Raw genomic sequence first — 25,862 nt, forward strand, 5'->3', positions numbered from 1 at the left:
TTTCCTGTGTCATAGCGAAGGCGAATTGAACAAGGATGGACGAAGCCCGTGGACAAGCAGGATGTTCTCGACGCCACCGAGGCCATGCGTGGCCTCTTTTCCGCAACGCCGCTGCAGCTGAACGAGCATCTTTCGGCTCGTTATGGCGCCGATATCTGGCTGAAGCGCGAGGATTTGACGCCGGTGCGCTCCTACAAGATCCGCGGCGCCTTCAATTTCTTCCGCAAGGTGATCGCCGCGGGCGGCACAGGCAAGACATTCGTCTGCGCGTCTGCCGGCAATCACGCTCAGGGCTTTGCCTTCGTCTGCCGCCATTTCGGCGTGCCGGGCGTGGTCTTCATGCCGGTAACGACGCCGCAGCAGAAGATCGACAAGACCCGCATGTTCGGTGGTGAATTCATCACCATCAAGCTCTTCGGCGACTTCTTCGACCAGTGCTATCAGGCGGCGCGTGAACATGTGCAGCATATCGACGGCGTCATGGTGCCGCCTTTCGATCACGCCGATATCATCGAGGGGCAGGCGACAGTCGCCGACGAAATCGCCGCGCAATTGCCGGACGGCGTTTTGCCGGACCACATCATCCTGCCGGTCGGCGGCGGCGGATTGGCGGCCGGCATCACCGGCTATTTTGCCGATCGCCTTGCCAAGGAGACATTCGTCTTCGCAGAGCCGGCGGGAGCGCCGAGCCTCAGGCGCAGCATCGAGGCGGGGCAGGTGGTGACGCTGACGAAGGTCGACAATTTCGTCGACGGTGCTGCGGTCGGCCGTATCGGTGACCTTAATTTCGCTGCGCTAAAGGGCTTTGCCGCCGAGCAGGTCAGGCTGATCGAGGAAAACGCCATCTGCGTGACGATCGCGGATATGCTGAATGTCGAAGGCGTCGTGCTGGAGCCCGCCGGCGCGCTGGCGATCACCGCACTGGAGACCATGGATCCCGATGCCATCCGCGGCAAGACGATCGTCACAGTCGTCTCCGGCGGCAATTTCGATTTCGAGCGCCTGCCTGATGTCAAGGAGCGCGCCATGCGCTACGCGGGGCTGAAGAAATACTTCATCCTGCGCCTTGCCCAGCGTCCAGGTGCGCTGCGCGACTTCCTCAATCTGCTTGGGCCGGACGACGACATCGCCCGCTTCGAATATCTGAAGAAGAGCGCGCGCAATTTCGGCTCCATCCTGATCGGCATCGAGACCAAGGATTCCGATAATTTCAAGCAGCTGGTCGAAAAGTTCGAGCGCGCCGGCATGGGCTATGAGGATATCACCGAGAATGAGATCCTTGCGAACCTGATCATTTAACTTTGCGACCTCACGTCCTTCATGCTAAAGGCGATTCATGGCTTCGATCTTGTCCAATATTCTCTCGATCTTCACCGGCGGCGGCGCTTCGACGACGAGCGCCGAGAAGACCGGTGGTTCCACCCTCAGCGCCGAGCCGCAGGCCCATGGGGATTGCACGATCCATGCAACGCCGCAGCGCGAGGGCAATCAGTTCCGCCTGATGGGCCGGATCGAGAAGGATGTGAACGGCGAAACGCTGGTGCGCAACTTCATCCGCGCCGATGTCTTCACCTCGGCCGACGATGCGCTCGAATCGACTTTCCGCAAGGCGCGGCAGATCATCGACCAGAACGGTCCGTCGCTGTTCGGCGATGGCGAAAAGGTTCGCCAGGTCTGATTTCCAAAGCTGGTTGGTGATGAGCCGTGAACGGCGATCACCATTGAAGGAACTGAATGTTCTTTCAATGGCTTGCTATCGCTATGCCGACGTCGAGATCTGTGGCTCGTTGGTAACAGGAAAATTCACCGAGCGCGCGATGAAGCACATCTCATGCGCCTTGTGATGCAGCTCAAGCGCCGTCCTTGCGTCCGATGTGGCATCGATGACAATCCTGGGGCGCAGCACGACCGAGGTGAATTGCCCGGCGCCGCCACTCTCTTCCAGCATGGTTCCCTCCGCTGCGTCCTCATAGGACAGGACGATAACGCCGGCTTGGGCGCAAAGGCCGAGATACCAAAGCTTGTGGCAGGCCGACAGCGATGCGACCAGCAGGTCCTCGGGGTTCCAGCGAGTGGGGTCGCCGCGAAAGCTCGGATCGGAAGAGCCGGGGATCGTCGGTTTACCCTCGGCACGTATCTCATGATCCCGTCTGTAGCTGCGATAGCTCGACGTTCCCGTACCGTCATTGCCGGTCCAGACGACGTTGACGTGATAACTGTGCTTCTTGTCGCTCACTGGAATCCTCCGATTGCATTTGGAATGTCTCTGCCCGGGGGATGCATATATCGCAAGGGATCATCCGAAGGCTAAAACCACTTTCGTGATAAATGACAGTCCGGTCTTGTTCGACCGTCAAGGTCCGGCAGCCCCGGCCGGTGATATCCCCGATATGGAAAAGGCCGCCATCAGCATCGTGCATCAAGCGACCTTTGTCATCATGTGGGAAGCGGCGTTCAGGCCCCCCGGAACAGCTTGGCGCCCGACGGAGCACTGGTGGCGCCGCCGTCGACGGTGATTTCGATGGCGGTGACGTTGCTCGAGTCGTCAGATGCGAAATAGAGGGCCGCCTTGGCGATCTCTTCCGCTTCGCTCATGCGGCCGAGCGGGCTAAGGCTGCCGAAGCGTGCTTCCAGAGCATCTTTGGCGTCTTCGGTCATCGCCCGGGTATTCCAGATCGGCGTCTTGGTGGCGCCTGGCGTCACCTGGTTGACGCGGATGCCGCGCGGCGCGAGTTCGGAGGCCAGGTTGCGGGTCATGGCGCGGACGGCGCCCTTGGTGCCGGCATAGGCAGAGTAGCCCGGGATGCCGAGAACAGCGTGCACGGAACCGTTCAGGATCACCGACGCACCGTCATTGAGATGCGGCAGCGCCGCCTGCACGGTGAAGAAGACGGCGGTGAAATTCGTGCGTACCACCGTCTCGAACTGTTCGAGCATGGTCTTTCCAACTGCGGTTTCGCCGGCAATCCCGGCATTGGCAAAGAGAATATCGATATTGCCAAGCTTTTCAGCCACTTCCGCAAAGGCTTTCTCAGTCGCTGCAACGTCGGTGACATCAACCTGCAACGCCAGGACATCACCGCCGAGCTCTTCGACGGCGGCGGCAAGGGTCTGTGGGTTGCGGCCGGTGATGGCGACCTTGGCGCCCTCGGCGAGGAAGACCCGGGCGGTGGCAAGGCCGATGCCGCTGTTGCCGCCGGTGATGATGGCAACCTTGTTCTTGAGGCGCATGTTGGTAACTCCTATTGGCTTCAATCGCGATCTGGATTATGATCGTTCTCCATAAGGATTATGATGATAATCCACATTCGTCAAGGCGGCTTAAGAGGATTCTTCGATGGGCCATTCGCAGCTGGAAAAACAGAAGACGCACGAGCGGATCGTCACGCTAGCGGCCAAGCGCCTACGCGAGGAGGGGCTGGAGGGCATCGGCGTTGCCGATCTTATGAAGGAAGCGGGGCTGACGGTCGGTGGCTTCTACAAGCATTTCGCCTCAAGGGACGAGCTGGTGGCCGAGGCCGTCCAGGCGGCAGTGGAGGGGCAACGACGGCAGATGCAGGAGAGGGGGATCGATCCGGCCGATGTCTCGTTGACGGATTATGCCGAGAACTATCTCGGCGCTTTTCATCGCGATCATTGCGGCGACGGCTGCGCCTATGCGGCTCTAACCGCCGATATTGCACGCAGCGGCGAAACAGTCCGGACGATCGCCACGGAAGGAATGCGGAAGAATATCGAGACGATGACGGCGCGGATGCCGCAAGCGGATGCCGCCGAGGCGCGGCGCAATGCCCTTATCGCCACCTGCCTGATGGCCGGTGCGGTTGGCCTTGCGCGCGCTGCGAATGACGAGGCGCTTTCCGACGAGCTTCTGGAAGCAGCTCGGAGCTTCATGAAAGAGCTGGCGAACGGCAACGGGACATAAAAAGACGGCCGGTGAAAACCGGCCGCCATGACTTTTAGTCGTACTTGCAAATTAGGCGGCAAGCGCCAGTTCGGCGGCGCGGGCCTGGGCGGCGCCGATTGCCTTTTCAGCGGCTTCCGGACCGAAGGCGATGCCTTCGATATAGACCGTTTCCACATCAGTGATGCCGATGAAGCCGAGAACCGACTTCAGGTAGGGAACGGCGTGGTTCAGCGGAGCGGCCGGGCCTTCGGAATAGACGCCGCCGGATGCGAGCACGATATAGGCCTTCTTGCCGGTGGCCAGGCCCTTCGGGCCGGTCTCGGTGTAGGTGAAGGTGCGGCCGGCGCGGGCGATATTGTCGATCCAGGTCTTCAGCGACGAATAGATGTTGAAGTTGATGAGACCGGTGCCGATGACCAGCGTGTCGGCGGCCAGCAGCTCGTCGACCAGCGCATCGGAAACCTTGACGGCTTCGGCCTGTTCAGCCGTGCGGGCGTCGGCCGGCGTGCGGATGGCGCCGGTGAAAAGCTCATCGATATGCGGCAGGGGAGCGGACGACAGATCGCGGTGAACGATCGTCTTGCCCGGGTTCTGTGCCTTGATCTTGTCGGCGAGTTCGGTCGCGATCTTGGTGGAGAGGGAATCGGCACGCGGGCTGGATGTCAGAAGTAGAATGGAGGACATGCTATGTTCCTTATCAATGGGTTGCGATAGCCGGATGGGAGTTCGGCCACGTTTCGCATCCATAGATAAGTCTTCAGTGCTATCGAGAAAAACTGTGATAATATGGATTGGAATGATCGATAAAATGGATAGCCCATGCTTCCCAACCCCACGCTTGACCAATTGCAGGTTTTTCTGACCGTTGCCGAATCCGGCAGTTTCTCTGCGGCTTCGCGCGTGCTCAACCGCGCGCAGTCGGTGATCAGCTATACGATCGCCAATCTCGAGGCACAGCTTGAAATGCCGCTGTTCGAGCGTTCGGGTTCGCGCCAGCCGAAGCTCACGGATGCGGGCAGGGTAATGCTGGAGGATGCGCGCCGCATTCTCTCCGATCTCCAGGTGATGCGCGCCAGGGTCAAGGGCTTGAAGACCGGGCTCGAGGCGGAGGTCGCCGTCGCCATCAGCGTCATGGTGCCGACCAATGCCACGGTCGACGTCCTGAGAGAGTTCCGTGACCGCTTCCCGTCCGTGTCGCTGCGGCTTGATGCCGGCGAGCTCGGCACGATGATGGAGCTGGTGGCCAGCGGCAAATCGACGATCGGAATAGGCGGCGCAGTCATAAAGCAGGACGATTCCATGGTGATCGAGCGCCTCGGACATTCGTTCATGATGCCGGTCGCCTCACCACTCCATCCGCTTGCCCAGATCAAGCGGCCGCTGACCCTCGCCGACGTGCGCGAAGAGGTGCAACTGGTCGTCACCGACGCTTCAAACCTCACCAAGGGCCGGGATTTCAATGTCCTGTCCTACAAGATTTGGCACCTCAGCGATATCGCAACCAAGCATCAGCTGATCCGCGGCGGCCTCGGCTGGGGTGGGCTGCCGGCTTCGCTGATCTATGAAGACCTGCAAAAGGGCCGGCTCGTGCATCTTGATCTCGATGCCTATGAGCAGGGCGAATATCCGATCTATGCCGTGCGCAAGCTCTCCAATCCCCCGGGGCCGGCGGCGGCCTGGATGATCGAGGCCTTCCGTGATCGTCTGTCGCAATGCCCGGACCGGGTTGATTTCAAGGCGGCCATGGAAGTGTACCATCCCGCCGAGAACCCGCTGGCGGCGGAATGAAGATGGGCGCCCCGAAGGGCGCCCATTTCATGTCTGGAGTTGTGTAGCCGACTACAGAACGAGCCGGAAGTTATTGAAGCCATCAGTACCTTCGCCGGCGTCCTCGATCTTCACGCTCTTTACCTCGGCAAGGAAGTCCTTGGCCTTGGGCGAGCTTGGGAACAGGACGGTGGTGCCCGGAAGCGGCTTGAAGGTCCAGTTGCCGTCGGCTGTCGGGTTGATCGTGCCCTGTTCGTGAACATAGCGGACGATGACGTCGCGATTGGTGTCCGGGGCCTTGTAGATGACCTTGTCTGCTGCGATTTCCGGGAAGTTGCCGCCGCCGCCGGCGCGGTAGTTGTTGCTCACCACGACGAATTTCTGGGTGGGATCGATCGACTTGCCATCGAATTGCAGGTTCTGGATGCGGTTTGCATCGGCATTCAGGAGCTTGCCGTCATCGCTGAAGCGGCGCGGCTGCGACACGTCGATCTGATAGGTGACGCCGTCGATAACGTCGAAATTGTAGGACGGGAAGCTGTCGTTGAGCAGAGCGACATCCTTGGCGCCCGGCTGCACCTGATTGAACATCGCCGCCGACATTTCCAGCCAGTTCTTCACCTGCGCGCCGTTGATGACGACGGCCTGCACAGTGTTCGGATAGAGATAGAGATCGGCGACGTTCTTGATGGCGATATTGCCGGCGGGGACGTCGGTATAGTAGTCGACGCCGTTACGTCCACCGCATTTGAAGGGCGCGGCTGCCGAAAGCACCGACAGATCTTTGTACTGCGTCTCCTTCAGCATGTCCTTGATGTACCAGATCTGCGCCTGGCTGACGATCTGCACTGAGGGATCGTCGGCGACGAGCGCGAAATAGGAGTAGAGCGGTGCCGAGGTCTTGCCCACGGGCGTGCGGACATAGGCGAGCGTCGCTTCGTGCTCAGCCTTGGCGGCTTCGACCACTTCCTTCTTGTCGGCGACATCGGCGATGACCTTCTTCTTGTCGTCGCGGTGATAGATCGGCCGTGCTTCCGAGGTGAAGTCGACGATCTTCCAGCTATTGCCGTCCTTTTCCAAGAGCAGGTCAATCAGGCCGAGATGCGAGCCCCAGAAGCCGGCCATGACCGTCGGCTTGCCATGCAGCGTGCCCTTGACCGGATCGGCGTCCTTAATGCCGTCCCAGGTCTTCGGGCCGGGGAAGACAAGATGCTGGTGGCCGGTGAAGACGGCATCGATGCCGGGAACGGCGGCGACGTAGAGCGAGGCGTTTTCCATCTTGTCGGAGGGGGCGCTACCGTCGATGCCGGAGTGCGAAAGGGCGATGATGATATCGGCGCCTTCTTCCTTCATGACCGGCACCCAGGCCTTGGCGGCCTCGACGATATCACGCGTCTGCGCCTTGCCTTCGAGGTTCTTGATGTCCCAGAGCATGATCTGCGGCGGCACGAAGCCGATGAAGCCGATCTTGATCGGGCTCTCATTGCCGGCGCCGTCCTTGATCTTCTTTTCGAGGATCAGATAGGGCTTGAAGAACAGGTCGTCCTTCTTCGGGTCGGAAGCGAGCTGGCCCTTGGTCAGGTTGGCGCAGACGAAGGGGAAGTTCGCGCCGCCCAAGACCTTGAACATGAAGTCTAGGCCGTAGTTGAACTCATGGTTCCCGAGCGTGCCGACCTCATAGCCGAGCGTGTTCATCGCCTTGATCACTGGATGGACGTCGCCCTCCTTCATGCCATGCTGATAGGCCATGTAATCGCCCATCGGATTGCCCTGCAGCACGTCGCCATTGTCGATCAACAGCGAATTGGTCGCTTCGGCGCGGATGTTGTCGATGATTGTCGCGGTGCGCGACAGGCCCATCGTGTCGTTCGGCTTGTCGGCATAGTAGTCGTAGGGGAAGACGTTGACGTGAATGTCTGTCGTTTCCATGAGGCGCAGATGCGCCTGATTGCCGGCCGCGCGGGCAGCGAAAGGATGCAGCACGATCAGCGCGGCGGTGGCGCTCAGGCCCTGCAGCAGGGAACGACGCGACATGCTGGGCAATTCCAGAATGGAAGACATGAAACACTCCTTCAACGATTATTATGGTTCTCGATCACCTCTGGGGATGAGGGAGATTAGGACGAATTTTGAAGGTGTGCACCTGTATTATGACAGGCTTATTGTGCTTCCCGCGTCGAGTGAGGAAACAGGCCGTCAGCGCCGAAGAACCGGCTGTATGTCCTTGTGGAAAAAGCGAAAATAGGAGGCGACCAGAGCCGAGGCATTGGAGGAGGGATCGAATTCGATGCCGATTCGGCCGCTATGAACCCAGCGCACGATACCATCAAGCATGCCGATGTCGGTGCACTCGACGCGAACCTTGCTGCCGGCGGCTGCATGGATAGGAGCTTGCAAGTCGAGCGCGATGCCGCTGGCGGAAAGATCGACCACGCGGCCGGTCACCGCCTTTGCGAGATACCATACCTGACCCATCAACCGGACACGGCGGCGCGGTGAGCGCCTCGCCTTGATCTTCAGATTATATTGGGCCGGCGGTTTTGAAGATGACTGCATGATCTCACCTCGACGCGTGCGTCTCACTCCTTTCACGGATAGCGGGTATCCATTGAAAGGTGTTTAGCGAGATCGGTAAAATTGCAGTCATCCGTATCGATTCGGAGCGGTTTGTCTCACTGCTTCGACACGAACCTGCGCACCCTTGCGATAGAAGTGAGATTGGCTATTGCCGTCATCGCCGCGAATCGGGTGAACTCTGGCATTCGACGCCGCCAAGTCTGAGTTTCGAGAGAGAGGGAAATGACATTGCGTATCGTTTCTTTGAATGCATGGGGCGGCGCGCTGCATGAACCGCTGATGCGATATCTGGTCGACGTCGATGCGGATGTTCTCTGCCTGCAGGAAGTCGTGCGCGCATCAAGCACGCAATCGGATTGGCTGATCTATCGCGATACCGGTATGGAACTCCCGCAGCGGGCGAATCTGTTCGAGGAGATCAAGGCGGCTCTCCCGTCGCATGACGCCTTCTTCTGCCCTGTGGCGCGGGGCGAGCTTTTCGATGGCGATCGTCGGCTCTTTTCCGAATTCGGTCTGGCGACCTTCGTCCGCAAATCCTATCCGGTCATCGGCCAGGCCCTGGGCTTCGTGCATGGGGCGTTCTCTTCAGATGGCTGGGGTCCACATCCCCGGTCGCGCAACGCCCATTGCATTCGTCTGTTCGACTATGAAGCCGGCTATCCGATTACCATCGCCCAGATGCATGGCCTGCGCGATCCCGAGGGCAAGGGAGATACGCCGGCGCGTCAGCACCAGGCGAGGGCGCTGGTCGATCTGATCCGTCAGCTGTGGCCTGGAGAGGAGCGGCTGGTCGTCTGCGGCGATTTCAACGTGCTACCGGGAAGCGTGACCTTCGAGGCTCTGGCAGCCCTGGGACTTTCCGATCTCATCACCTCGCGGGGACATCGCGACACGCGCACCTCCCATTACCGCAAGGAGCCGCGCTTCGCCGACTACATGCTGGTGACGCCGATGGTCGAGGTGGTCGCATTCGACGCCGTCGCCGAGCCGGAAGTCTCCGATCATCGCGCCTTGCTTCTGGATCTACGGTAGTCCAGCTCAAAGACCGACATTCGGCCGGTCGATGACCTCGCGCAGGGCAAAGCTGGAATTGATCTTCACCACATGCGGCAACGCGGAGAGCCAGTCGCGATGGATGCGCTCATAGTCCTCGAGGTCGCGGGCGGCGATGCGCAGGATATAGTCATATTCGCCGGACATCAGGTAGCAGCCGAGCACGTTCGGGCAAAGTTTCACCGCCGCCTCGAATTCCGAAAGCGTCTTGGCGAACTGGCCGGACAGCGAGATATGCACCATGGCGATCATCTTGTAGTCCAGCGCCTTGTGCGACAACCGCGCATGATAGCCGCTGATGACGCCGTCCTTCTCCAGAATATCGAGGCGGCGCGAACAGGCCGACGGCGACAGGCCGACCTTTTCGGCAAGCTCGGCGTTGGTGATCCTGGCGTTCTGCTGCAGCACCCGCAGGATCGAACGATCCATGGCGTCTAGGTCCGACATTCGAAGATCTTTCGAAGAATTTTCCTTATGCGCAATAATCCACGAAAAATGACTGTCGGGCAAATTCTCTTTGCAAGGACATTTCAAAGCGGAGGTGGTCTCATTCCTGTGAAGCATTCAGGGAGGAATGATATGCGTGTCGGTTGCCCGAAAGAGATCAAGAACCACGAATACCGCGTCGGCCTGACGCCCGCGTCGGTCCGCGAATATGTGGCCCACGGCCACGAGGTCTGGGTCGAGACCAAGGCCGGTGCCGGCATCGGCGCCGATGACCACGCCTATATTGCCGCCGGTGCGAAGATCGCCGCCAGCGCCAAGGACATCTTCGAAAAGTGCGACATGATCGTGAAGGTCAAGGAGCCGCAGCCTTCCGAATGGGCGCAATTGCGCGACGGCCAGCTTCTCTACACCTATCTGCACCTCGCGCCAGACCCGGAGCAGACCAAGGGCCTCATTGCCTCCGGCGTCACCGCCATCGCCTATGAAACCGTCACCGACGAGCGCGGTGGCTTGCCGCTGCTGGCGCCGATGTCGGAGGTCGCCGGCCGCCTGTCGATCCAGGCGGGTGCGACAGCTTTGCAAAAGGCGAATGGTGGCCTCGGCATCCTCCTGGGCGGCGTGCCTGGCGTGCTGCCGGCCAAAGTGGCGATCATCGGCGGCGGTGTCGTCGGCCTGCATGCCGCCAAGATGGCGGCCGGCCTCGGCGCCGATGTCAGCATCCTCGATCGCTCGCTGCCGCGCCTGCGACAGCTGGACGACATCTTCAACGGCCGTGTCCACACCCGCTATTCCAGCATCCAGGCGCTGGAAGAAGAGGTCTTTTCCGCCGATCTCGTCATCGGCGCCGTGCTGATCCCCGGTGCCGCCGCACCGAAGCTCGTCACCCGCGAAATGCTGTCCGGCATGAAGAAGGGCTCGGTTATCGTCGATGTTGCCATCGACCAAGGCGGCTGCTTCGAAACCTCGCATGCCACCACCCATTCCGAGCCGACTTACGAGGTCGACGGCGTCGTACATTATTGCGTCGCCAACATGCCGGGCGCCGTTCCCGTCACCTCGGCGCATGCGCTGAACAACGCCACCATCTATCACGGCCTGGCGCTGGCCGATCGCGGCCTGCGGGCAATCGCCGAGGACAAGCATCTGCGCAATGGCCTCAACGTCCACAAGGGCCGCGTCACCAACAAGCCGGTGGCGGAGGCGCTGGGCTATGAAGCCTTCGCGCCGGAAAGCGTCTTGAACGTAGCGTAAAGCCCATCGCGTTACGTCAGATGGAGGCGCCGGCATTCTCATGTGCCGGCGCTTCTTTTTTATCGATCCGGCATTGATAGCAATTGTTGCGTGCCGAGCGGACATGCACATAGGCGATGCCATCGCGGTTCAGCAGTTCTGCTGCATAGGTGGGGATATCTCCGATCGGTGTCACGGCGCCGGTGCCGTAGACAATGCGGTTATTCTTGCCATAGCCGCGTACGATGAAATCGGGGCTGGTTGTCAGCATCGGCGGCAGCACTTCCTTGGCTGCATAGCGCGCGCAAGGCACCTTATGCAGGAAGACCGGCCCGGTTTCGGCATAGGGCTGCAACTCAGGAAACGGCCGATAGGCGAAGACAAGAAATTCTTGGCCAGCATCGATATTGCGCAGGCAATGACGGCAGGGATGGCCGGGGCCGTCGGAGATCATTGTCTCCGGTCGGTGACCGTAAGCATCAGCGCCGCCGTTCCAGAGGTTTTCTGCATCGGACGTGGGCATGGCGGCAAAAGCGATGGTGGACATGACAAATCTCCTTGTTGAGGTTCGTCATGTGATGCGCTGCAAGGAAGGCGGAAGCCACCCGATTCCTGCCGTCAGGCCTTTTTCGCCAGCTCCAGCAATTCCTTGTCGCTCAGTGGCCGCACGATTCCTTCGCCTGTCGAGACCGGCGAGAAGCCGAACATCTGGTAGAGTTGCAGTGCGCGCGGATGATCGAGATTGTTGGTGGTCGTGGTGACGCGCTGCGGGTTCAGCGTCCATATGGCGTAGAGCGACTGCAGCAGGAACCATTTGCCGATGCCGAGGCCGAGCGCGTGCTCGATCAGGCCGAAATGGCTGAGCTCGATCGTCTCGTCATCCTGGCGGAAATATTCGAAGAATCCTGCCGGGGCGCCGTTGACGTAGAGGACGCTGATATCGTTGCGCTCATTGTGCAGGACAGCCGTCAGCTCTTCGTCGGACATGCGAAGCCGGTCGACCCAGTGCCAGCGCGCGCCTACCTGGCGATAGAGATAGCGGTAGAAGGGCAGCGGAATGCCGGGTGAACGCATGATCGCTGTCTGGATGTTGACGGGCACCGCCAAGCTCGCCTTGGGTGGCGCGGTCATTTCCAGACGGGTGATATGAACCTTGAGCGACGAGGGCGTCTTCACGGGCCGCAACGCTCAATCCTTTCCGGTGACGATGGGCGTATCCGGACGGCTGCCCCATTCCGACCAGGAGCCGTCATAGAGCCGGTTGGCGTCGTGGCCGAGCGATTCCAGCGCCAGCGTAATGATGGCGGCGGTGATCCCGGAGCCGCAGGTGGTAACGACGGGTTTTTCCAGATCGATGCCAGCCTTCTCGATCGTCTCACGCAGTTCGGGCAACGACTTGAACTTGCCGTTCACGGCAAAGACGCCGGATGGCAGGTTCTTGGCGCCCGGCATATGGCCGGAACGCATACCTTCGCGCGGTTCCGGCTCGGCAGCGGCGAAACGGCCGGCGCTGCGGGCATCGGCGATCTGCAGGGAGCCGCTGTCGACAATGCCGCGCATCTCGTCGAAGGAGACGACGCGGGCGGCATTGAAGTTCGGCTGGAAGGTGACGGGCGCGAATGCGGGCAGGGCGGTTTCCAGCGGCCGTCCTTCGGCCTTCCAGCCATCCAGGCCGCCGTCCAGCACGAAGACGTTCTTTGCGCCCATCACGGCGCGGAACAGCCACCAGACGCGGGGTGAGGCAAAGAGGCCGGGGCCGTCATAGACGACGATGCGATCGTTTTCGCTGATGCCGAGCTTGCCGACCTCGGCCGCGAAGAACTCAGGCGAGGGAACTGTATGCGGCAGGCCAGTGGAGTGATCGGCTATCTTGTCCTGATCGAAGCGGATGGCGCCGGGAATATGGCCGCTGGCATATTCGGCATCGGCGTCACGCTTCTGCGCCGGCAGATAGAAGGACGCGTCGAGGATGCGCAGATCCTTGGCGCCCAATTCGTTCTGCAGCCAATCGGCGGATACGACGAAACGGCTTTTCTCCGCTGTCATGATGATCTCTCCCTGCCTATTTTTGATTCTGGGGGGTGTGTCAGGATGTGGGACTTGGCCGGCTTTACGCGTCGTCCGTGGGCGTGCCGAAACGAATGCGGAAGCGACGGTTCTCCTTGCCCTTCTTCTCGATCTTGGCGATATGGATTGCCCCGACTTCCTGCGTCTCCGACACATGTGTGCCGCCGCAGGGCTGGCTGTCAACGGCGGAATTCTCGCCGATGCAGACGAGGCTGACGCGGCCGAGGCCGACGGGCGGGCGCACATTCTTGGATTTGACGATGCCCGGATTGGCCGCCAGCTCCTCATCCGTGATCCATTGGACGAAGACGGGATGGTTTTCGTTGACGAGCGCCATCATCTTCGCCGTCACCTCGTCCTTGTCGATCGTCTCGCTCATGTCAAAATCGACACGGCTTTCATCCTCGCCGACGGCTGCACCAGTAATTGGAAACTGGCAGACCACCGAGAGCAGGTGACAGGCCGTGTGCATACGCATCAATTTGTAGCGACGCGGCCAGTCGACATGCAGCACCAGCTTCTCGCCGAGGATAGGCTGCGCCTCGCTCTCGAGCGGCACATGGATGATTATGTCCTTGATCGGCCCATGCCTCGTCTGTCCCAGCATGATCTTCGAACCGTCGGCGCGCTCGAAGAAACCTGTGTCGCCCGGCTGTCCGCCCGAGGTGGCGTAGAAGCAGGTCTGGTCGAGCTCAATGCCCCCATCCTCGTGAATCGCAGTGACGACGGCTTCGGCGGTCGAAAGATAAAAGTCGTCACGATAAAGGGCATTCACGGGCATGACGTCACGCTTGGTTTTCGTAAGGGATCGGAATATCGGAGCTCTTCGCAAGGTATGACGGCAACGGCAGACCCTTCGATTTCAAAAAGTCCGGGTTGAAAAGCTTGGACTGATAGCGGTTGCCGTAGTCGCAGAGGATCGTCACGATCGTGTGGCCGGGGCCGAGATCCCTAGCGAGGCGCACCGCGCCGGCAATGTTGATGGCCGTCGAACCGCCGAGGCAAAGACCTTCATATTCGACGAGATCGAAGACATAGGGCAGGGCTTCGGCATCGGTGACCTGATAGACGTAATCGGGCGTGAACCCCTCCAGGTTTGCCGTCACGCGGCCCTGACCGATACCCTCGGTGATCGAGGAGCCGGAGGATTTCAGCTCGCCATTCTTGTAGAATTCATAGAGCGCGGCGCCTTCCGGATCGGCGATGCCGATCTTGATGTCCTTGTTGAAGGCGTGCAGGCCCATGGCGACGCCGGCCAGCGTGCCGCCGGAGCCGACCGAGCAGATGAAGCCGTCGATCTTGCCGTCGGTGTCGGCCCAGATTTCCTTGGCGGTCGTCTCGATATGCGCCTGCCGGTTGGCGACGTTGTCGAACTGGTTGGCCCAGATCGCACCGTTCGGCTCGGTCTTTGCCAATTGCGCGGCAAGCCGGCCGGAGAGTTTCACGTAATTGTTGGGGTTCTTGTAGGGAACCGCCGGCACTTCGACGAGTTCGGCACCGAGCAGCTTCAGCGCGTCCTTCTTTTCCTGGCTCTGCGTTTCCGGAATGACGATGACGGTGCGGTAGCCGAGCGCCTTGGCGACGAGGGTCAGGCCGATACCGGTATTGCCGGCTGTACCCTCGACGATGACGCCGCCGGGCTTCAGCAAGCCCTTCTTCTCCGCATCGCGGATGATGTAGAGCGCAGCGCGATCCTTGACCGACTGGCCGGGGTTCAAAAACTCCGCCTTGCCGAGAATGGTCGAGCCCGTCGCCTCGGAGGCTCCCTTGAGCTTGATCAATGGCGTGTTGCCGATTGCTTCTAGGACGGAGGGATGGACGGTCATGGAATCTCTGCCTTCTGTTCAGCACTACTGTAAGAACGGTCTTTTCCCTTCACAAGGCAGTCTAGGCAAGAAATTCTGTTCCACGCTCCCCGTCCGGGCCGCAAAATTCCACTTGGACGACAAAAGACTTGGCGGGTTGCCATCGGAAAGTCCGCTCCTCCGTCAGGCCGGCACGGATTTCTCCCATGCGTACCCTATGTTGGCCGAAAGAGGCCACAATGATGCGCTAGTCCTAAAATGCTGAGGAAGACCGCCTGAATGCGGCATCCGGGCAGGTCACCAGCCGAGGAGAAAAGCCATGAGCCCATTCATCGCCCGTCCCGAACATGGAGTGGCCTGGATCACCGGCGCGAGCTCCGGGATCGGCCGTGCGCTGGCGCTGAGGCTTGCCGGCGAGGGCTACAAGGTTGCCGTCACCGCACGTCGTCACGACAAGCTGCTTGAGCTGCAGGCGGAAGCGAGCAAGCTGTCCGGCAGCATCGTCGTGCTCGATGGCGACGTCACCAGTGCCGAGGACATGGAGCACACCGTTGCGGCGATCGAATATCAACATGGCCCGCTGGCCCTGGTCGTTCTGAATGCCGGGATCTATCTGCCGGCGCGCGCCGAGGATTTGAACCATGATGTGTTCGACCACAGCTTCGCCGTCAATCTACACGGCGTCGTCAACTGTCTGGTGCCGGCGGTGCGTCATATGCGGGCGAGAGGGCACGGCCAGATCGCGATCGTCTCCTCGGCGGCAGGCTATGGCGGCCTGCCGGGAGGCGCTGCTTACGGCGCCACCAAGGCGGCACTCATCAACATGGCCGAAAGCCTGAATTTCGACCTGGATCGCGTCGGCATCCGCATTCAGCTGGTTACGCCGGGTTTCGTCGAAACGCCGCTGACGGCGAAGAACAAATTTCCAATGCCGGGGCTGATGTCGATGAACGACGCGGCCACGGCGATAGCCGCCGGGCTCAAATCACCGTCATTCGAAATCACTTTCCCGAAGAGCTTCACCTACAAGATGAAACTCATGAGATTCCTGCCCTACAGCCTGTATTTCCGTGTCGTCAGACGCATTACGGGCGACCGTCGTCCACGACAGGCCCCGGGCCATCATCCGACTCCACACCCCGCGGAGTAGCCTTGATGCGCCGGATACGCTGAAAAGCCTGCGCTCAAGCCAATTCGCCTGATCCTGTCACCGTTCTGTAATGCAAGTTCGCTAGCAGTCCAGCCGACTGGCATGCCCAGAATTGACAGGCAGGGAAAATAAGATGGCAGAAATCCGGATCGAGCAGGTTCGCAAGGCTTATGGACGCAATCCGGTCGTGCATGGCGTCGACCTGAATTTCCGTTCCGGTGAATTCGTGGTTATTCTCGGCCCTTCCGGCTGCGGCAAGTCCACCCTGTTGCGCATGATCGCTGGACTTGAGGATATCACTTCGGGCGAGATCGTCATCGACGACAAGGTCGTCAACCAGCTCGAGCCGCGTGAACGCGGCTGCGCCATGGTCTTCCAGAACTACGCGCTCTACCCGCACATGAATGTCGCCGCCAATATGGGCTATGCCCTGAAGGTGGCGGGCGTGCCGCGCGAGGAGCGTGACCGCCGCATCAAGGAAACCGCTCGCATCGTCGGCCTGGAGGATTTCCTCGACCGCAAGCCGGCCGAGCTTTCCGGCGGCCAGCGCCAACGCGTCGCCATGGGCCGCGCCATCATTCGCGAACCGAAGGTCTTCCTCTTCGACGAGCCACTCTCCAACCTCGACGCCAAGCTGCGCGTGCAGATGCGCGTCGAGATCCGTCGCCTGCATAAGCGCCTGTCGGCCACGTCCGTCTTCGTCACCCACGATCAGGTCGAGGCCATGACGCTCGCCGACAAGCTGGTGGTCATGTACAAGGGCAATGTCGAGCAGGTCGGCACGCCGCTGGAAGTCTACAACACGCCGCGCACCCGTTTCGTCGGCTCCTTCATCGGCTCGCCGGCCATGAATTTCCTCGAAGGCTCTTTCTCGGCGAATGGCGAGCAGTTCATTTTCGACGGATTGCCGTTCTCCATCGACGCCAATATCGGCAAGCGCCATGCCGGCCAGCCCGTCGCCCTCGGCATCCGCCCTGAACATGCGCGTCTGGTGCCGGTGGGTACGCCCGGCGCTGTTCCGGCAACAGTCGATTTCGTCGAGGAGCTTGGCGCCGGCCGTGTCATCCATTGCGATATCAACGGCTCCAGCTTCGCCGTTGCTGTCGCCAACCATACATCCGGTGAAACGGGTCAGGCCGTGGCGCTGGAGCTGCCGCGAGACAACATCCATCTCTTCGCCCAGGACACTGGTCTGAGACTTGACGCCATCGCCACCGTCACGCCTCTCAAGGTGATGGCGCACTGATTTCAGATATCAATTTTCAGCAAGTGCGCCCGGAAATCCTCACCGATTTCCGGGCTTTTTCTATAATGCTGAGCTGTCATCGACTGCGGCCGCGATCCGGACTCTAAACCTGCCCGCAGATCATTTCGTGCATTCGAAATTCTCCGCCTTGTTCATATCCGTCGCTCCCGGCTTGTATCTCGGATAGGACGGATATTCGCACATTGGCCGCGTGCGGCCGGCACCATCCTTGCCGGCATCGCTGACGGTCAGATTCTCCGGCGCTTTTCCCTTTTCGACCCAGTTCTCCAAAGCCGTCAGGGGATCCCAGGCGGCGATGAACTTGCCGCTGCCATGACCGAAACCCGGTATGAGGTAGAAGCGCATGAAGCCATGGACATTCTCCATCCCCATCGTTTTGACCACGCGCTCATAATAGGAAACCGTATTGTAGGGCGAGATTGCGAAATCGGTGGTGCCGTGCATCAGCAGCATTTTGCCACCGTGTTTCTCGAAGGCGGATAAGTCGGCATTGTTTGCATCGGTCAGCCTGGAAACCTGTGCAATCCGCTTGGCATATTTTGCCGGGTCGAACGTTATCGTGTTGAATTTCGGATCGCGCACGATGGCGTAGCGGATCAATGGATCGGCAAGGACGGCAAGGCCGAAATTGGCAACAGGGGTCGGCGGGTCTGTCAGGTCTGGCGATGAGCCGAAACCCCACAGGCCATAGAGATCCCCACCTTGAAAAATCGGCCAGCGCGCGAAGCCATCGACACCGTCCTCCAGCCTGACCGGAGACTTGTAGGGCGTATTGATTGTCTTCAGAACCTCGATTTGGGTGTCTGAAAGGCATGTATCGCCTTCATCCTTTCCGTTTCCGCAGCGAAGGTCTTCGACCTTGAAGGTCGCGTCGCACGCTTCCGTATTCGAAATGAGACCGTCTTCGACACCGTCGAGCTTGTCGCAAGCTCTCGCAACGGCCGCGTTGAGCAGCTCGACTTTCGCGGGGTTCAGATAGGCCCCCTTGCGGTAGAAAGCCTTTGCGAGATAGTTGCCGGAAAGCTGTAATGCCGAAAAGGGGTTGGCTGGATGGGTAACGATGGCGCCATCGTAATCGGCTGGCCAGCGCTGGATCGCAATCAGGGATTCGTGTCCGCCTTGCGAATTGCCTTGGATATAGGTCTTTTGCGGCTTCCTGCCGTAATAGTCGGCAACCACTACCGTTGTGACATCGTGGGTCTTCTTGATTTGCAGGCCGCCGAAGTTGGCCAGGGCCTCATCGTTCAAGAGGAATTTGCCGTCGAGCACTGATGGCGACTGGTGGCCGCTGTCGCTGCCGAAGGTAACATAGCCGCGCTGTAGGGGTGTTTGAACCGCGTCAGATCCGAAGGAAACATTCTTGACCGCTTCGATCAGGGTTCCGTCATAGCCTCCGCCGCCGTACTGGATAATCCTGTCGTTCCAGGTCAGCGGCAGATTGATTTGGAAATTGATGTTCGGCGCCTTGGGATCAACGGGTTCGATCCCGCCGAGCACCTTGCAGAAGCCGCCGCCGGCAGCTTGGTCGCCTTTGACAAGGTCGGCGGAATAGACGACGGCGCGACGAGCCGGCGCGCCGATCTTGTCGCGAGAGATCAACATTCCCCGCAGAGCCATGCAATGCGCTTCTTCAGGTGTCGGCATTTGCTGGGCAGCAGCGACACCTACGCTCAAGAAAAGCACTGCATTCGCCGTGATCAATTGCCAAAGTCTCATTGCATCCTCCTCCTTGCAATTTCGATGGGCTCGCACTGTTGGATTTGTCGCCCCGGCGAATTCCGGTATTCGCTCCGGAAATTTCGCGCATGCCGCATCGTTTCATCGCGTAAACTCGCTGCACCCATGGGGTATGGCGAGATCACGGCGAAAAACATGCAGCAGGCGGACGCTTGACGACTCCCGTAATCAGTCCCTCCAACCGATTAAGCTAGGGAAAAATGCAGGCAACGGAGGAACGTCACAATGCATTTTTCAAGCAAATAATTGTATTAATCGAACATCGGCAGGGGAACTCGCCACCAGCTTCCCGGCGAAATGAAATCGCCCTGAAGCCGGTGCCTCCATTTGAGGCGCTTCACAAACGATGGATAGGGCCGGGACATGCAGCGAGCTGGCGACGAAAGCGCTGATGTCGATCATGCGGTGGATTTGATTCTGTCAACACCGCCTGCGTCGGCAGCTGCCGCGCCTACCAATGAGGCGCGACAGGCTTCGATCACTTCTCGGTGGAGATGAGGCCGCGAACGAACCAGCGCTGCATCAGCGCCACGACGAGGAGCGGCGGCAGCATGACGATCAGCGTGCCGGCCATGGCGATATGCCACTCGGGCAGGCCGCCGACGTTCGGGATGAGCTGCTTGAGTTCGGTTACCGCGGTTGCGTGCGACGGATCGGTGGTGATCAGCAGCGGCCACAGATACTGGTTCCAGGCCCAGAGGAACATGATGGTGCCGAGCGCTGCCATATTGGTGCGTGACAGCGGCATCAGGATATCGATGAAGAAGCGCAGCGATCCGGCGCCGTCCATGCGCGCTGCCTCGGTCAGCTCGTCCGGTATTGTCAGGAAGAACTGACGGTAGAGGAACGTACCGGTCGCCGTGGCGACGAGCGGCAGGATCAGGCCGGGATAGGAATTAAGCAGTCCCAGGTTCAGCTCGACGTGAATGCCCGAAACCTTTTCGATGAGCCAGCTGATGCCGGTGACATCGAGGATCGCCTGGTAGGGCGACAGCACATTGGCGACAACCGCATAGGTCGGCACGACACGCACTTCGAGCGGTAGCATCAGTGTTATGAAGATCAGCCAGAAGATAAAGTGGCGGCCCGGATAGCGGAAATACACCAGCGAAAAGGCGGTGAGGGCCGAAAGGATCACCTTGCCGGCTGCCACACCGCCGGCGAAGATCAGGCTGTTCAGCAGCTTCGGACCAAGATCGGCGGTCGTCCAGGCCGTCTTTATGTTGACCCAGAAATCGGTGCCGGGGATCAACGACATCGGTACCTGATTGACATCAGTCATATTGTGGGATGCGGCGATGGCAACGATGGCCAGCGGCGCCATCGCCGCGACGAAGCCGAGGAACAGGATTACATGCGTGAAGAAATTCAGAATTGGGGTGCGCTCGACCATGTCAGCCTCAACGGTAATGCACGCGCCGCTCGATGAAGCGGAACTGGAAGATGGTGAGCACGATGATCAGTAGCATCAGGATGATGCTCTGCGCCGCCGCGCCGGAATAATCGAGACCTCTGAAGCCGTCGAAAACGATCTTGTAGACCATGAGGTTGGTCGCGTTGTGCGGTCCTCCTGATGTCATGATGTCGACGATGCCGTAGGAATCCTGAAAGCTCTCGGTGATGTTGATCACCAGCAGGAAGAAGATCGTCGGCGTGATCAGCGGGAACTGGATATCCCAGAGGCGCCGGAGCACGCTGGAGCCGTCCATCGCGGCAGCTTCGATCAGCGAGCGCGGAATGGCCTGGAAGGCGGCAAGGAAGAAGATGAAGCTGTAGCCGATATACTTCCACGAGTAGGCGGCAATGATGGAAGCCATCGCGGCATTGCCGTTGAGGCCCGGGTCCCAAAACCCCGGCCAATAGTGATTGACGACCGACATGAAACCGGCTTCCGGCGCCAGGATGAAACGAAAGGCCATCGCCGATGCGGGGGCTGCGACGCCGTAGGGCCAGATCAGCACGACGCTGTAGAATTTCGAACCGCGAAGCTGCCGGTCGGTCAGGGCTGCGAGGATCAGCGCAACGCCCATGGAGATGGCAGTGCTGATGGCAGCGAAGATGATGCTGATCGTCACCGAATTCCAGTAATCGGCACTGGCGAGAATGGCTTTGAAGTTGTCGAGCCCGACCCAGATATTGCCGCCGCCCCAGGGCTGCTGCAGCGTCAGCGACCAGTAGATCGCCTGGCCGGCCGGCCAATAGAAGAAGGTGAATATGAGGAGGAGCTGCGGCACTGCGAACAGGATGCCGACACTCCACTTACTGAAAGTCGTACGCTTTTCCATTGCTTCTTCCGGCTTTGGTCTGATGCCATTCTCGGTCATGACAAACGTCCGCCGGGAAAATCCCGGCGGACGCTGTCTGGCTTAGCTTGCAGCTTACGGGAGCTGCTTGCCCTTGTAGGTGGCTTCGAAGCGCTCGAGAACGGCATTGCTGTTCTTGGCGAGATTGTCGATGCCTTCCTGGACGCTGACCTTGTTGGCGAAGATCGCCTGCATCTGGTTGCCGAATTCAGCGCGGATCTGCGTGAAGTTGCCGAGACGGATGCCGCGGGTGATCGGGGTCGGCTCGGAGGCGGTCAGGCTGGCGATGGCGACTTCGCGGCCCTTGTAGGGAGCCTTGTCGTAGAAGCCGGAGGACTTCATGAATTCAAAGCCGGAATTCGTGACGGGGATGTAGCCGGTGTTGGTCGACCAGAAGAGAGCGGTCTTGGGGTCGTGGATGAAGTTCAGGAACGCGGCGGCGCCCTTGTATTCATCGGCGGACTTGCCGGAGAGAACCCAGAGCGAAGCGCCGCCGACCAGAGAGTTCTTGCGCTCGGTACCGGCGTATACCGGAAGCTCGGCAACATCCCAGTTCATGCCGGCTTTCTGCGTCTTGCCGACCGTGCCGTGGTCGCCGACGGAGGTCATGATCATCTGGCAATCGCCCGATGCGAAGGCCTGAACCATATCCTGGCCGAGTTCCTTCGACTTGATCTTGATGAGGCCCTGATCGTACCAGCTCTTGAGGTCGGTCACGTACTTGACGAACTTGGTCTTGTTGACCTCGAGACGGGCGTCGAGACCGTCATAACCATTGTTCTTGGTGGCGATCGGCTGGTTGTGGAGCGCGGAGAACTGCTCCATCAGCTGCCAGCTTTCGTTGCCGGAGATGTTGATGGCCATTGGGCAATCATAGCCGGCACCCTTGAGCGCCTTCATGTCGTCGGCGGCTTCTTCCCAGGTCTTCGGAGCGGCGGTTTTGCCGATCTTCGCGAAGGCGTCCTTGTTCCAGTAGAGCAGGGCGGTCGAGGAGTTGAACGGGAAGGAGAGCAGCTCGCCCTTCGACGTTGCGTAATAGCGCGCAATGCCGGGGAAATAGTCGTTCCAGTCGATCTTGTAGCCATTTTCGGACATCAGCTTGCCGGCCGGATAATAGGCGCCGGAGAGCATCATGGTCGCGGTTCCGGCGTCGTAGACTTGGACGACTGCCGGCTGCTTGCCGGCGCGGAAGGCGGCAATGGTGTTCTGCAGGGTCGCGTCGTAATTGCCCTGGCTGGTGCAGACGACTTCATAGTCCTTCTGCGACTCGTTGAAATTCTTGCACATCGTCTGAACGACGCGCTCCAGATCGCCCGACAGGCCGAACCAGAAATCGAACTTGGTCGGAGCGGCAGCAGCAGGCAGGGCCAGCGCTAAGCTCATGACGCCGGCGGCGGCGGCCGAAATGCAGTTTTTAAGTGTCGACATAATCCCTATTTCCCTCTTGAAAGCTCGGAACCGGTGGTCTTGGGCAAGCCCGCGGTAGCGGCGTTATAGAGATGCTGTGTGACAGTTTGTTGTGGGTACGAATCTCGCGTTCAAGGGTGGTTTTTCGTCTCTACAGGCGCTTTCAAAGACCTGTTGCGGATGAACCGGAAGGACAGGGCAGTTGCCACGGCCGGCGTAACTTGATGCGTGTCTAATATTGGTAATTTCAGGAAGGATGCACATGCGTCGTCGATCCCGTGTCTTGTCGGGATGGTGCGCTATATGATGAAGGAGCTGTCACTGATCATCATTATACTTGCCCTGATCAGGCGCGGTCCGCTGATGTTTATGGCTGGGGGAATGTCGATGGCGCCGACGGGCTTTCCTTGCCGTGGGCCTGCGCCTTGATGCATGATCACGCAGATATAACGACGGAAGCATTGAGGAGCGAATCCATGGCGCAGAGCGAACGGCAGAAGATGGCGGCGGGCGAATGGTATTGCTGCCTCGATCCCGAGTTGGATGCCCTGCGTGTGGCGGCCCGCAATGCCGTGCATCAGCACAACATTATGCCGCCCCTCCAGCGCGGCAATTTCGGCCCGGCGCTGTCGACGCTTTTTGCCGGCGCCGGCGAGGGTGTGTTCATCGAGGCACCATTTCACTGCTCCTACGGCATCAATATCTGGCTTGGTCCCAAGGTCTATTTGAATGCCGGCTGCACCATTCTCGATAGCGCCCCTGTGCGGATCGGCGAAGGCAGCATGCTAGGACCGGGCGTCCAGATCTATTGCCCGGAACATCACAGAGATCCGGTACTACGTTGCGCTGGGCAGGAAATCGCGCGGCCGGTCGAGATCGGCAAGGCTGTCTGGATCGGCGGCGGTGCCATCATCCTCGGCGGTGTGACGATCGGCGACGGCGCGATCGTCGGAGCCGGGGCAGTGGTCACGAAAAGCGTGCAAGCGGGCGTGGCCGTGGTTGGAAACCCGGCCAGGGCTCTGCCTTCAAAGTAAAGAAGCGAGGAATCAGTTCGCCGGGCGACGCCGTTTTGTCCACCACACGGCAAAACGACGGCGCCAGCGCCGCACCAGCGGCAGGTCATGCGACAGCACGACGAAGCCGAGCGGCAGCATCCAGAAGCCGAGGATGGGCAGGAAGCCGAGCAGGCCGCCGAAAATCAACGCGACGCCGAGGCCGACGCGAGCGAGCCGCGATCTCGGGAGTGGAATGCGGATGGAGCCTATGACAAGCTCGCGCGTGCTGGGGTCTATGCCGAAACGACGGGCCTTTTCGCCCGCTTTGCGACCGCTATTTTCTGTGGTTCTGCCTGGATTGGTCATCCACAGGAGATGGTAAAGCGACAAAATAATACAAGGGAAATGAACTTTTTTGAAAAAATCGCTTGGCAAATCGGGAAAGCATTTGTATTAGCCCACTCACACCGCGCCAAGCGGTATTCCCTGGTAGCTCAGCGGTAGAGCATTCGACTGTTAATCGACAGGTCGCCGGTTCGAATCCGGCCCGGGGAGCCATTTTCAGACTTAGGTGCCTGTTATCTTGATATTTTCGGTAGCAGGCACTTATTTCTCCTCTTTCTCTCCCCGCTTTTAGACTTCCTTTTAGCCTGTGCATAATTGACGCTCGGCTAGATCGGTGGCGGCCCATCGCCGTACCATGACGAGAGGAAGCCAGCGGTTTCGTCCACGGTAGCCAACGAACTGCCAACAGTGTAAAGCTCGCGGCATGGCCCTAGACCCACTCAAAGCCCTTTCAGACTATGGTGAAGCGACATGCACCGTGCAGTTCTGGATTGCTGACGCTCCTGCAGTTGAATTCAATTCCCTCAAAGCTGCCGTCCGCTATGCAAAAGATAACGGCGGGCGATGGCAGGAGATCGAAATCACCGTGCATCTGCCCAGGGAAGATATCGTTTACGCGACCGAGAAGGTGCACCGATTGATCGATGCATTACGGGATCGCCGCCGGAAGTAGATTTCCATATTTCAGAGATCTCCAGATGGAGGTCAGATGGGCGCAAAGAAAGCCGCCGGCATTTCCGCCGACGGCCGCGGTCTTCATCATTCCAGCAGATTCGATCGCACGGCATCACCGCTCTCGAAAACGTGAGGATGCATTCATGTAACGTTAAGGTGAATCAGCGCATCAACAGCGGGCGCAATCGCGCAGCATAGTCCCCCAATGCTTTAGAGGTTCGACATGAAAAACCTGATTCTCGCTTCCGCCGTTGCCCTGGTATCCGTCGTCGCCGTTAGCGCGCCGTCGCAGGCTGCTCCGTTCCATCGCCATCATCATGATTGCTTCGTGAAGACCGTGAAGCACAAGGTTCATGGCCACTGGGTCATTCGCAAGGAACGCGTCTGCCGTTAATTCGGCGTCAGTGTTTACGCCGGTGGCGCTTACCGGCGGCAAACTAAACCGGCCGCTGTCGAGTTCTTTCGACAGCGGCCGGAATGTTTTGTGGGGTATGCAAGCAGGCCGGATCGATGATCGTTGTTTGATCGATCAATCGCTAGCGAAATTCATCGCGCCTACCATCCTAGATCACGGACGGATTTCAAAGATGATGCCGCCGCGGCGCGGACGGTAGTCGCGCCGGTCATAATAGCGCCGGTCGTCACCCCAATAGCGGCGACGGTCCGAACGGCGATCCCAGCGACGGTCGCGGCTCTCGCGCCAATGGCGGCGATCATGGTGACGCTCGCGCCAATCCCGCCGTCCACGATCGAAATCCTGGTTACGCCGAGATCCGCGTTCCTGAATCAGAACGATGTCGGAAACGCTGGTCGAGGGTGAATTGGTCACCGGCATCGCCCTTGCCGGAACTGCGGCGGCCAGCATTGTTCCCATGGTCAGCGAAGCTGCCAGGGCAATCGCAGCAAATTTTCTCAAAGCACCGACTCCTTTATTTGAACCATATCCCTTTTCGGTGAGTAAACGCCGCGAGCGCGGTAATGTTCCACTTTAAGGTTGATATGGTTTCGCCGGCAACACGCAATACGATTGCGATGCGCTGATTTGCGGAGGCGGAGGGTGATGCAATCGGCCGCAGCGGCTTGCGGGGGTCGGATCAGCATAAAAAAGGGGCCTGGCAGGGAAAGCCAGG

28 protein-coding genes and 1 tRNA gene are annotated in these 25,862 nt (G+C 59.7%); 12 read left to right on the forward strand and 17 right to left on the reverse strand.

Going from position 1 to position 25,862, the window contains the following annotated elements; all coding sequences use genetic code 11:
* Positions 1–48: 48 nt before the first annotated feature.
* Together ilvA and PMI03_RS05895 are read left to right on the forward strand one after the other, a co-directional pair.
* Positions 49–1,299: a threonine ammonia-lyase gene (ilvA, locus tag PMI03_RS05890; protein WP_007690869.1), complete on the forward strand. Its 1,251-nt coding sequence runs from the start codon at positions 49–51 to the stop codon at positions 1,297–1,299.
* Positions 1,300–1,336: 37 nt separating this feature from the next.
* Positions 1,337–1,678, forward strand: coding sequence for an HlyU family transcriptional regulator (locus PMI03_RS05895; RefSeq protein ID WP_007690872.1), 342 nt, complete (start codon positions 1,337–1,339; stop codon positions 1,676–1,678).
* An 81-nt stretch (positions 1,679–1,759) separates the two neighbouring features.
* On the opposite strand, the gene PMI03_RS05900 is transcribed toward PMI03_RS05895, so the two are convergent.
* Both PMI03_RS05900 and PMI03_RS05905 read right to left on the reverse strand, forming a co-directional pair.
* A complete protein-coding gene (locus PMI03_RS05900; protein WP_007690874.1) occupies positions 1,760–2,236 on the reverse strand; it encodes an OsmC family protein in 477 nt (158 codons plus the stop codon).
* 218 nt (positions 2,237–2,454) lie between these two features.
* A complete protein-coding gene (locus PMI03_RS05905) occupies positions 2,455–3,231 on the reverse strand; it encodes an SDR family NAD(P)-dependent oxidoreductase (protein WP_007690876.1) in 777 nt (258 codons plus the stop codon).
* 106 nt (positions 3,232–3,337) lie between these two features.
* On the opposite strand from PMI03_RS05905, the gene PMI03_RS05910 reads away from it, so the two are divergent.
* Positions 3,338–3,925, forward strand: a complete 588-nt coding sequence (locus PMI03_RS05910; protein WP_007690878.1) for a TetR/AcrR family transcriptional regulator — start codon at positions 3,338–3,340, stop codon at positions 3,923–3,925.
* Positions 3,926–3,976: 51 nt separating this feature from the next.
* Here PMI03_RS05910 and PMI03_RS05915 read toward each other — a convergent pair whose 3' ends face one another.
* Positions 3,977–4,591 (reverse strand): FMN-dependent NADH-azoreductase, encoded by a 615-nt coding sequence (locus PMI03_RS05915; RefSeq protein ID WP_007690880.1) that lies wholly within the window; start codon positions 4,589–4,591, stop codon positions 3,977–3,979.
* 135 nt (positions 4,592–4,726) lie between these two features.
* Here PMI03_RS05915 and PMI03_RS05920 point away from each other — a divergent pair, with 135 nt between their 5' ends.
* Positions 4,727–5,695: a LysR family transcriptional regulator gene (locus PMI03_RS05920; protein ID WP_007690881.1), complete on the forward strand. Its 969-nt coding sequence runs from the start codon at positions 4,727–4,729 to the stop codon at positions 5,693–5,695.
* A 51-nt stretch (positions 5,696–5,746) separates the two neighbouring features.
* On the opposite strand, the gene PMI03_RS05925 is transcribed toward PMI03_RS05920, so the two are convergent.
* Positions 5,747–7,735 (reverse strand): bifunctional 2',3'-cyclic-nucleotide 2'-phosphodiesterase/3'-nucleotidase, encoded by a 1,989-nt coding sequence (locus PMI03_RS05925; RefSeq protein WP_007690883.1) that lies wholly within the window; start codon positions 7,733–7,735, stop codon positions 5,747–5,749.
* 135 nt (positions 7,736–7,870) lie between these two features.
* Entirely contained in the window at positions 7,871–8,230 is a 360-nt protein-coding gene (locus PMI03_RS05930) for a PilZ domain-containing protein (protein WP_007690885.1), read from the reverse strand.
* 243 nt (positions 8,231–8,473) lie between these two features.
* On the opposite strand from PMI03_RS05930, the gene PMI03_RS05935 reads away from it, so the two are divergent.
* Positions 8,474–9,283, forward strand: coding sequence for an endonuclease/exonuclease/phosphatase family protein (locus PMI03_RS05935; protein WP_007690887.1), 810 nt, complete (start codon positions 8,474–8,476; stop codon positions 9,281–9,283).
* A gap of 6 nt (positions 9,284–9,289) precedes the next feature.
* Here the strand turns inward: PMI03_RS05935 and PMI03_RS05940 are convergent, their stop codons facing one another.
* Complete coding sequence (locus PMI03_RS05940; protein WP_039973643.1) at positions 9,290–9,751, reverse strand: Lrp/AsnC family transcriptional regulator; 462 nt, start codon at positions 9,749–9,751, stop codon at positions 9,290–9,292.
* A 132-nt stretch (positions 9,752–9,883) separates the two neighbouring features.
* Between PMI03_RS05940 and ald the strand changes: the two genes are divergently transcribed.
* Positions 9,884–11,002, forward strand: coding sequence for an alanine dehydrogenase (ald, locus tag PMI03_RS05945; RefSeq protein WP_007690891.1), 1,119 nt, complete (start codon positions 9,884–9,886; stop codon positions 11,000–11,002).
* 16 nt (positions 11,003–11,018) lie between these two features.
* On the opposite strand, the gene PMI03_RS05950 is transcribed toward ald, so the two are convergent.
* From PMI03_RS05950 to PMI03_RS05970, 5 genes are all read right to left on the reverse strand, one after another.
* Complete coding sequence (locus PMI03_RS05950; protein ID WP_007690892.1) at positions 11,019–11,528, reverse strand: DUF1203 domain-containing protein; 510 nt, start codon at positions 11,526–11,528, stop codon at positions 11,019–11,021.
* 71 nt (positions 11,529–11,599) lie between these two features.
* On the reverse strand, positions 11,600–12,112 hold the full coding sequence (locus tag PMI03_RS05955; protein ID WP_042477387.1) for a GNAT family N-acetyltransferase: 513 nt from the start codon (positions 12,110–12,112) through the stop codon (positions 11,600–11,602).
* 57 nt (positions 12,113–12,169) lie between these two features.
* Entirely contained in the window at positions 12,170–13,027 is an 858-nt protein-coding gene (gene sseA, locus PMI03_RS05960) for a 3-mercaptopyruvate sulfurtransferase (RefSeq protein WP_007690896.1), read from the reverse strand.
* A 64-nt stretch (positions 13,028–13,091) separates the two neighbouring features.
* Positions 13,092–13,829: an alanyl-tRNA editing protein gene (locus tag PMI03_RS05965; protein WP_007690899.1), complete on the reverse strand. Its 738-nt coding sequence runs from the start codon at positions 13,827–13,829 to the stop codon at positions 13,092–13,094.
* 4 nt (positions 13,830–13,833) lie between these two features.
* Entirely contained in the window at positions 13,834–14,874 is a 1,041-nt protein-coding gene (locus PMI03_RS05970) for a cysteine synthase A (protein ID WP_007690901.1), read from the reverse strand.
* A gap of 298 nt (positions 14,875–15,172) precedes the next feature.
* Here PMI03_RS05970 and PMI03_RS05975 point away from each other — a divergent pair, with 298 nt between their 5' ends.
* Positions 15,173–16,003 carry an SDR family oxidoreductase gene (locus PMI03_RS05975; protein WP_007690903.1) on the forward strand — a complete coding sequence of 277 codons (831 nt, stop codon included), beginning with the start codon at positions 15,173–15,175 and terminating at the stop codon, positions 16,001–16,003.
* A gap of 133 nt (positions 16,004–16,136) precedes the next feature.
* Positions 16,137–17,249 carry a sn-glycerol-3-phosphate import ATP-binding protein UgpC gene (locus PMI03_RS05980; protein WP_007690906.1) on the forward strand — a complete coding sequence of 371 codons (1,113 nt, stop codon included), beginning with the start codon at positions 16,137–16,139 and terminating at the stop codon, positions 17,247–17,249.
* A 120-nt stretch (positions 17,250–17,369) separates the two neighbouring features.
* On the opposite strand, the gene PMI03_RS05985 is transcribed toward PMI03_RS05980, so the two are convergent.
* The 4 genes from PMI03_RS05985 to PMI03_RS06000 form a co-directional block, all read right to left on the reverse strand.
* On the reverse strand, positions 17,370–18,986 hold the full coding sequence (locus PMI03_RS05985; protein WP_007690908.1) for a tannase/feruloyl esterase family alpha/beta hydrolase: 1,617 nt from the start codon (positions 18,984–18,986) through the stop codon (positions 17,370–17,372).
* A 499-nt stretch (positions 18,987–19,485) separates the two neighbouring features.
* Positions 19,486–20,400: an ABC transporter permease subunit gene (locus PMI03_RS05990; RefSeq protein ID WP_007690909.1), complete on the reverse strand. Its 915-nt coding sequence runs from the start codon at positions 20,398–20,400 to the stop codon at positions 19,486–19,488.
* A gap of 7 nt (positions 20,401–20,407) precedes the next feature.
* Positions 20,408–21,292, reverse strand: a complete 885-nt coding sequence (locus tag PMI03_RS05995; protein WP_012651293.1) for a carbohydrate ABC transporter permease — start codon at positions 21,290–21,292, stop codon at positions 20,408–20,410.
* Between the two features lie 93 nt (positions 21,293–21,385).
* Positions 21,386–22,738: an extracellular solute-binding protein gene (locus tag PMI03_RS06000; RefSeq protein WP_007690912.1), complete on the reverse strand. Its 1,353-nt coding sequence runs from the start codon at positions 22,736–22,738 to the stop codon at positions 21,386–21,388.
* 455 nt (positions 22,739–23,193) lie between these two features.
* Here PMI03_RS06000 and PMI03_RS06005 point away from each other — a divergent pair, with 455 nt between their 5' ends.
* Positions 23,194–23,751: a sugar O-acetyltransferase gene (locus PMI03_RS06005; protein ID WP_007690913.1), complete on the forward strand. Its 558-nt coding sequence runs from the start codon at positions 23,194–23,196 to the stop codon at positions 23,749–23,751.
* Between the two features lie 12 nt (positions 23,752–23,763).
* Here PMI03_RS06005 and PMI03_RS06010 read toward each other — a convergent pair whose 3' ends face one another.
* A complete protein-coding gene (locus tag PMI03_RS06010; RefSeq protein WP_007690914.1) occupies positions 23,764–24,078 on the reverse strand; it encodes a hypothetical protein in 315 nt (104 codons plus the stop codon).
* Between the two features lie 117 nt (positions 24,079–24,195).
* On the opposite strand from PMI03_RS06010, the gene PMI03_RS06015 reads away from it, so the two are divergent.
* From PMI03_RS06015 to PMI03_RS31490, 3 genes are all read left to right on the forward strand, one after another.
* A tRNA-Asn gene (locus PMI03_RS06015) sits at positions 24,196–24,270 on the forward strand.
* Between the two features lie 211 nt (positions 24,271–24,481).
* Entirely contained in the window at positions 24,482–24,730 is a 249-nt protein-coding gene (locus PMI03_RS06020; protein WP_034518371.1) for a hypothetical protein, read from the forward strand.
* Between the two features lie 225 nt (positions 24,731–24,955).
* On the forward strand, positions 24,956–25,126 hold the full coding sequence (locus PMI03_RS31490; protein WP_007690915.1) for a hypothetical protein: 171 nt from the start codon (positions 24,956–24,958) through the stop codon (positions 25,124–25,126).
* Between the two features lie 174 nt (positions 25,127–25,300).
* Here PMI03_RS31490 and PMI03_RS06025 read toward each other — a convergent pair whose 3' ends face one another.
* A complete protein-coding gene (locus tag PMI03_RS06025; protein WP_007690916.1) occupies positions 25,301–25,648 on the reverse strand; it encodes a hypothetical protein in 348 nt (115 codons plus the stop codon).
* Between the last annotated feature and the right edge of the window lie 214 nt (positions 25,649–25,862).

This window comes from Rhizobium sp. AP16, assembly GCF_000281735.1.
In the GTDB taxonomy this organism is placed as follows: Bacteria; Pseudomonadota; Alphaproteobacteria; order Rhizobiales; family Rhizobiaceae; genus Rhizobium; species Rhizobium rhizogenes.

Excerpts from the sequence above, each read along its gene's own strand:
- PMI03_RS05895 (WP_007690872.1), top strand. The coding sequence starts at position 1,337 with ATGGCTTCGATCTTGTCCAATATTCTCTCGATCTTCACCGGCGGCGGC.
- PMI03_RS05905 (WP_007690876.1), bottom strand. The coding sequence starts at position 3,231 with ATGCGCCTCAAGAACAAGGTTGCCATCATCACCGGCGGCAACAGCGGC.
- PMI03_RS05910 (WP_007690878.1), top strand. The coding sequence starts at position 3,338 with ATGGGCCATTCGCAGCTGGAAAAACAGAAGACGCACGAGCGGATCGTC.
- PMI03_RS05915 (WP_007690880.1), bottom strand. The coding sequence starts at position 4,591 with ATGTCCTCCATTCTACTTCTGACATCCAGCCCGCGTGCCGATTCCCTC.
- PMI03_RS05920 (WP_007690881.1), top strand. The coding sequence starts at position 4,727 with ATGCTTCCCAACCCCACGCTTGACCAATTGCAGGTTTTTCTGACCGTT.
- PMI03_RS05925 (WP_007690883.1), bottom strand. The coding sequence starts at position 7,735 with ATGTCTTCCATTCTGGAATTGCCCAGCATGTCGCGTCGTTCCCTGCTG.
- PMI03_RS05930 (WP_007690885.1), bottom strand. The coding sequence starts at position 8,230 with ATGCAGTCATCTTCAAAACCGCCGGCCCAATATAATCTGAAGATCAAG.
- PMI03_RS05935 (WP_007690887.1), top strand. The coding sequence starts at position 8,474 with ATGACATTGCGTATCGTTTCTTTGAATGCATGGGGCGGCGCGCTGCAT.
- PMI03_RS05940 (WP_039973643.1), bottom strand. The coding sequence starts at position 9,751 with ATGTCGGACCTAGACGCCATGGATCGTTCGATCCTGCGGGTGCTGCAG.
- ald (WP_007690891.1), top strand. The coding sequence starts at position 9,884 with ATGCGTGTCGGTTGCCCGAAAGAGATCAAGAACCACGAATACCGCGTC.
- PMI03_RS05950 (WP_007690892.1), bottom strand. The coding sequence starts at position 11,528 with ATGTCCACCATCGCTTTTGCCGCCATGCCCACGTCCGATGCAGAAAAC.
- PMI03_RS05955 (WP_042477387.1), bottom strand. The coding sequence starts at position 12,112 with ATGACCGCGCCACCCAAGGCGAGCTTGGCGGTGCCCGTCAACATCCAG.
- sseA (WP_007690896.1), bottom strand. The coding sequence starts at position 13,027 with ATGACAGCGGAGAAAAGCCGTTTCGTCGTATCCGCCGATTGGCTGCAG.
- PMI03_RS05965 (WP_007690899.1), bottom strand. The coding sequence starts at position 13,829 with ATGCCCGTGAATGCCCTTTATCGTGACGACTTTTATCTTTCGACCGCC.
- PMI03_RS05970 (WP_007690901.1), bottom strand. The coding sequence starts at position 14,874 with ATGACCGTCCATCCCTCCGTCCTAGAAGCAATCGGCAACACGCCATTG.
- PMI03_RS05975 (WP_007690903.1), top strand. The coding sequence starts at position 15,173 with ATGAGCCCATTCATCGCCCGTCCCGAACATGGAGTGGCCTGGATCACC.
- PMI03_RS05980 (WP_007690906.1), top strand. The coding sequence starts at position 16,137 with ATGGCAGAAATCCGGATCGAGCAGGTTCGCAAGGCTTATGGACGCAAT.
- PMI03_RS05985 (WP_007690908.1), bottom strand. The coding sequence starts at position 18,986 with ATGAGACTTTGGCAATTGATCACGGCGAATGCAGTGCTTTTCTTGAGC.
- PMI03_RS05990 (WP_007690909.1), bottom strand. The coding sequence starts at position 20,400 with ATGGTCGAGCGCACCCCAATTCTGAATTTCTTCACGCATGTAATCCTG.
- PMI03_RS05995 (WP_012651293.1), bottom strand. The coding sequence starts at position 21,292 with ATGGAAAAGCGTACGACTTTCAGTAAGTGGAGTGTCGGCATCCTGTTC.
- PMI03_RS06000 (WP_007690912.1), bottom strand. The coding sequence starts at position 22,738 with ATGTCGACACTTAAAAACTGCATTTCGGCCGCCGCCGCCGGCGTCATG.
- PMI03_RS06005 (WP_007690913.1), top strand. The coding sequence starts at position 23,194 with ATGGCGCAGAGCGAACGGCAGAAGATGGCGGCGGGCGAATGGTATTGC.
- PMI03_RS06010 (WP_007690914.1), bottom strand. The coding sequence starts at position 24,078 with ATGACCAATCCAGGCAGAACCACAGAAAATAGCGGTCGCAAAGCGGGC.
- PMI03_RS06020 (WP_034518371.1), top strand. The coding sequence starts at position 24,482 with ATGGCCCTAGACCCACTCAAAGCCCTTTCAGACTATGGTGAAGCGACA.
- PMI03_RS31490 (WP_007690915.1), top strand. The coding sequence starts at position 24,956 with ATGAAAAACCTGATTCTCGCTTCCGCCGTTGCCCTGGTATCCGTCGTC.